Here is a 5,562-nt window from a genome sequence, read left to right on the forward strand (position 1 = left end):
CCACCGGTGACGGCAACTTCCCGGTCACCATGGAGCACGTCTACGGCGAGACCGTGATCCCGGCGAAGCCGGAGAAGGTCGTGACCGTCGGCTGGATGACGCACGACATCGTCGCCGCGCTCGGTGTCGCGCCGGTCGGCGTGGACAGTACCTGGGGTGGAGACGATGAGGGCTTCAGCCCGTGGTTCCGCCACCAGGTCGAGGATGTGATCGGCGGTGACATGCCGGAGATCACCAACAAGGATGACGGCACCCTGGACATCGAGGAAATCGCCACCCTGGAACCTGACCTCATCCTCGCCCCGCACTCGGGGGTGACCGATGACGAATACGCGAAGCTCAGCAGGATCGCCCCGACCGTGGCCTATCAGAAGTCGCCCTGGATGTCCGGGAGCTGGCAGGATCTCACCGGCGTCGTCGCGAAGGCCCTCGGTGAGGAGGGTAGGGTCGCCGACCTCGTCTCCGAGACTGAGGACGCGATGGCGACCGAGGCGGCGAAGTACCCGAACCTCACGGGGGCGTCCTTCCTCTACGGACTGACCTTCGAGGGCAACGGCCCTGAGGTCGGTCTCTACGTCTCCGATGATCCGCGCGTCGCCTTCCTCCGGGAGTTCGGTCTGGTCGACAGTCCGAACCTGGCGAAGGAACTGGGGTTGGAAAGGCCGGACGACTTCAGTGGCGCAGTCAGTCTGGAGAGCATCGGAAAACTCGACGCCGACCTCTTCGTCGCCTGGTCCAGCGGGCCGGACTACACGGAGAACACGGTGGAGAACCCGGCGATGGCACGGTGGTCGCCGATCCGGGACGGCAGGTACTACATCCTTGAGAACGAGGCGCTGGCCATGGCCACCAACGCCCCCAGCCCGCTGAGTATCCGGTGGGCGCTCGATGAGGGTTTCCTCGAGGACCTGTCGGAGGCCGTTGACGGTGGTGCGGTGGTCCGTGCCAACTCGTGACCGGGGGCGGGGCCACCAGTGGGCACTGGGGGCGCCCGGGGGTAGGGAAAAAGAATATTCGACCCATGCTAAAAACACGTCATACCTGAGCAACTCTGTGATAGGTCAGCGGGCTACCCTGAACAACTGACTGCGGGTAGCCTCCCCTCATGTCAGATGTGGTTTCGGTGGGCGAGACTGGTGGACCGGTCTTCCCCCGACGCGCATGTACCGAAGCGTCCACGCACTACGAACAGCAGCAGACAGACAGAGATGACACAACAGACGACCGGCACCCCTCCGGGTGTGCCACCCGACGACGGCCCCGGCCCCGGCCCCGGCCCCGACACCGCTCCCGCCGACCAGCCGCAGAAGAACACCCTCTACGCCCGCCGCACCATCGGACTCATCGGGCTGGCCGCCGCGCTGGCGGTCGCCTTCCTCGCCAGTCTCGCCCACGGTGCGAACCCGATCCCCTACGCCGACGTGTGGGACGCGATCTGGCACCGTGGCGAGAACGAGGCGTCCTGGATCGTCTGGGACCAACGTCTGCCCCGCACCGTCATCGGCATCCTCACCGGCGCGGCCTTCGCCCTGGCTGGTGCCCTGATCCAGGCGCTGACCCGCAACCCGCTCGCTGATTCCGGCATCCTCGGCGTCAACGCCGGCGCCGGCCTGGCGGTCACCGTCGGTGTCGGCATCTTCGGCATCGCCGGCATCAACCAGTACATCTGGTTCTCCTTCATCGGCGCCGCCGCCACGACCGTCCTCGTCTACGTCATCGGTGTGGCCGGTGGCGCCCGCGGCGCGAACCCCGCCACCCTGGTGCTCGCCGGTGTGGCCCTCGGCGCCGTCTTCGGCGGCGTCACCAGCTTCCTCACCCTCATCGACCCGGACACCTTCGAGGCGATCCGCAACTGGAACCTCGGTTCGGTCGCCCGGACCTCCCTGGATGACGCGAAGTTCGTCATCCCTTTCCTGCTCCTCGGCTTCGTGCTGGCGGTGCTGGTCTCCACCGACCTGAACTCCATCGCCCTGGGTGACGATCTCGCGGCGTCGCTCGGCACGAAGGTCGTGCGCACCCGGATCGTGACGATCCTTGCGGTGACCGTCCTGGCCGGTGGCGCGACCGCCCTCACCGGTGGCATCGGGTTCGTCGGCCTCATGGTGCCCCATGTGGTCCGCTGGATCGTGGGGCCAGACCAGCGCTGGATCTTCTTCTACTGCCTGCTCGGCGGGCCGATCATGGTGCTGCTGGCGGACACGCTGGGCCGCGTCATCGCGCGTCCCGGTGAGATCGAGGTCGGCATCCTCACCGCCGTCATCGGCGCCCCGGTGCTCATCGCCCTGGTCCGACGGAAGAATGCGAGTGGCCTGTGAGCATCCGTGAACGTTTCTCCCGCAACACCAGCGAATCCGCTGTCGATTTCGGCTACCGCAACGTCGTGGTCCGCACCCCGAAGACCAGCAACCGTGTCCATGTGCGCCTCGCGGTCGTCGCGGCGTCCTTCATCCTCGCCGCCGCCGTCCTGGCGGTCGTCGCGATCGGGATGGGCGACTACCCGCTGAACCCGTGGCAGATCACCAAGGCGATCTTCGGCGCCCCGGAGAGCCGCTTCCACCGCATCGTGGTGGTGGAGTGGCGGATGCCCGTGGCGATCGCCGCGGTGGTCTTCGGCGCCCTGCTCGGCATAGGCGGCGCGATCTTCCAGTCGATGACGCGCAACCCGCTGGGTTCGCCGGACATCATCGGCTTCGACGCCGGCTCCTACACCGCCGTCACCCTGTGCATGCTGGTCATCGGCACCACCGCCTACTGGAACATCGCCTTCGCCGCGATCATCGGCGGCATCATCACCGCCTTCATGGTCTTCATGCTGGCGCGCAGGAACAAGAGGGTGGAGAGTTTCCGCCTGATCATCGTCGGCATCGGCGTTTCGGCGACCCTGGGGTCGTTGAACTCGTACCTCATCACCCGCGCGGACGTGGAGGACGCCATGATGGTCGGCTTCTGGTCCGCCGGCTCGATCAACCGGGTGACCTGGAACTCCCTGGTCCCGGTGCTGATTCTCGCAGCAGTCGTCGTGGTGCTCGTCGCACTGCTCTCCCCGGCGCTCAGACAGATGGAGCTCGGGGATGACGCCGCCACGACCCAGGGGGTCGACGTCGAACGTACCCGCCTGATGCTCATGGTCGTCGGTGTGGCGACCACCGCCCTGGTCACCGCCGCCGCCGGGCCGATCAGCTTCATCGCCCTGGTCGCCCCGCAGCTGGCCCGACGCATCGCCGGGACGCCCGGTGTGACGGTCCTCGGCGCTGCCGCCGTCGGTGCGGCCCTGCTGACCTTCGCCCACTTCCTGTCCCTGGTGATCTCGCACTTCTACCGGTCGATCCCGGTCGGCCTCCTCACCGTGAGCGTGGGTGGCATCTACATGATCTGGCTGCTGATCCGCGAGGCGCGCAGGCAGTACGGGACGCCGAAATGAGCGATATGAGCGATGCTGAAATGAAAGAGACTATGACTGACGCACGACTTCAGGTCCGCAACGCCACCATCGGCTACGACCAGCGGATCATCTCCACCGACCTGACCGTGGACATCCCCCACGGGTCCTTCACCGCCATCATCGGACCCAACGGGTGCGGCAAGTCCACCCTGCTGCGCGCGGTGGCCCGCGTCCTCACCCCGGTGAAGGGCGAGGTGCTGCTCGACGGGAAGCCGATCGCGTCCCACGGTGCGAAGCAGGTCGCCCGGCAGCTGGGCCTGCTGCCGCAGACCTCCCTGGCCCCGGAGGGCATCCGGGTCGCCGACCTCGTCGCGCGTGGCCGTGCCCCGTACCAGTCCCTGTTCCACCAGTGGAGCCCGGAGGACGAGAAAGCCGTGCAGGACGCTCTCGTCGCGACCCGGACGGACAACCTGTCGTCCCGGCTGGTCGCGGAACTGTCCGGTGGTCAGCGTCAGCGCGTGTGGGTGGCGATGCTGCTCGCCCAGCAGACGCCGATCATGCTGCTCGACGAGCCGACGACCTTCCTCGACATCGCGCACCAGTACGAGCTCATGGAGCTGCTGAGGACCTTCCATGACGAGGGCAAGACCGTCGTCACGGTGCTGCACGACCTGAATCAGGCGTGCCGCTACGCGCAGCACCTCATCGTCATGCGCGACGGGCAGATCATCGTCACCGGCACCCCGGCCGAGGTGATGACCCCGGATCTGGTGGAGGATGTCTTCGGTCTGAAGGCGATGGTGGTGCCGGACCCGGTGACGGGGACGCCGTCGATCGTGCCGCTGGACCCACGGTCGGCCGAAGGCGGTCTCGCTCCGGTGACGCCGGTCGTCGACGAGCGCTGACCGGTTGCTGACCGGTTACTGACAACGCTGGTCGCGTGTGGTCGAATGGACACCGTGAAGAACCAGCGCATCTCCCGTTACCGTCGTGCCGTCCTCGCCGTCACCGCCGCGGCCACGCTCACCCTGAACGGTTGCACGATCGGAGATGACGGTGACGGAGACAACGGCGGTGACGGTTCCCCCTCCGCCGGCCTCTCCTCGGCGCCTGATGTGCCTTCCGCCCCTGATGCCTCGGCAGCGCAGGGCGCGCCGGGTGGGGCGACCGTCTCAGAGAACGTGGACACCTTCATCGCCACCGCCACTGCCGCGGGGTGGAGCTGTATCCCCGGGGCAGACCCGTTCACCGGGAAACCAGGTGCGACCTGCAGCCCGGGGCCGGGGGACGTGCTGACCAAGGCGGTCTTCGCCGTCTTCGACCGGGTGGATGTCGCCGATGGTGCGGAGGCGGCCCGCCTGGCCCGGGAGACCACCGTCGGCGAGGTCGGTGGAGACACCCCTGACGCTCCGGTCAATCCCGACGCCGCAGACACCCCCGACTCCCCGGATGACCCGGACGCCGCGGGTGACGATCTCCTGGCGGGTCAGTACCTTCCCCTGGACTCCGATTCTCTCGCGGGCTACTGCGTCAACACCCTCGGCACCTGCGGCGGCAGCGACTTCGGGGGTCTGGGCCTCACCCTCGGCTGACACGCCTCACCGCTCTCGGCTCCGGCATGTTCCTCTACCGTCCCGCCCGGTGCACCCCAACGTCGCGTTTGCACCCCACCGGCAGTGGAATCACCGGACATGCTGCCGGTGGGGGTGCGCACTCGACGCCCGGGGGAGGCCCCGGGGCGCTCCTGACGAGCTCCCGGAAAATGTTACCGGGTTGCGCCGTCAGGGTTTTCCGTGTCCTGGGGAAATGTCACATTACGGGCCCGTTACCTGGTAACACTTCTGCAGTGTCGGCACAGGGTGGGTGTGGTGCGGTGGTCTCGGCGCTCTGTACGGTCTGGTTTACTGCTGACCATGACGTTTTCCTTGAGATCCGATACCTCCGATACCTCCGATACCTCCGATCCCTCCGGAACCCCGGGCCTCGCACGCCGTGCGTCCACCCGCTCCGTCATCCGTCGGGCAGCCACGCTGACTGCGGCGTCCGCTCTCGCCCTCGCCCTCTCGGCCTGCGGCAGTGACGACGGCGACAGTGGCGACGACGGCAGCAACGGCGGGACCTCCGCCTTCGACGTGGTGAAGGAGAAGGCGCAGGGGCTGGAGTACAGCTGCCTCGAACTC

5 protein-coding genes and 1 pseudogene are annotated in these 5,562 nt (G+C 67.5%); all 6 read left to right on the forward strand.

Going from position 1 to position 5,562, the window contains the following annotated elements; all coding sequences use genetic code 11:
- On the forward strand, positions 1 to 956 hold a 956-nt coding region (locus QZV72_RS07560), incomplete at its 5' end, for an ABC transporter substrate-binding protein (RefSeq protein WP_297006853.1).
- A 252-nt stretch (positions 957 to 1,208) separates the two neighbouring features.
- Entirely contained in the window at positions 1,209 to 2,315 is a 1,107-nt protein-coding gene (locus QZV72_RS07565; RefSeq protein WP_297006856.1) for an iron ABC transporter permease, read from the forward strand.
- Positions 2,312 to 3,421, forward strand: a complete 1,110-nt coding sequence (locus tag QZV72_RS07570; RefSeq protein ID WP_297006859.1) for an iron chelate uptake ABC transporter family permease subunit — start codon at positions 2,312 to 2,314, stop codon at positions 3,419 to 3,421. Before QZV72_RS07565 ends, QZV72_RS07570 begins: the two co-directional genes overlap by 4 nt.
- 32 nt (positions 3,422 to 3,453) lie before the next feature.
- On the forward strand, positions 3,454 to 4,287 hold the full coding sequence (locus QZV72_RS07575) for an ABC transporter ATP-binding protein (RefSeq protein ID WP_297006861.1): 834 nt from the start codon (positions 3,454 to 3,456) through the stop codon (positions 4,285 to 4,287).
- A 45-nt stretch (positions 4,288 to 4,332) separates the two neighbouring features.
- Positions 4,333 to 4,974 carry a hypothetical protein gene (locus QZV72_RS07580; RefSeq protein ID WP_297006862.1) on the forward strand — a complete coding sequence of 214 codons (642 nt, stop codon included), beginning with the start codon at positions 4,333 to 4,335 and terminating at the stop codon, positions 4,972 to 4,974.
- A gap of 321 nt (positions 4,975 to 5,295) precedes the next feature.
- Positions 5,296 to 5,562: pseudogene (locus QZV72_RS07585) on the forward strand (hypothetical protein); the annotation flags it as partial.

The organism is uncultured Corynebacterium sp. (assembly GCF_902782855.1).
Classification (GTDB): Bacteria; Actinomycetota; Actinomycetes; order Mycobacteriales; family Mycobacteriaceae; genus Corynebacterium.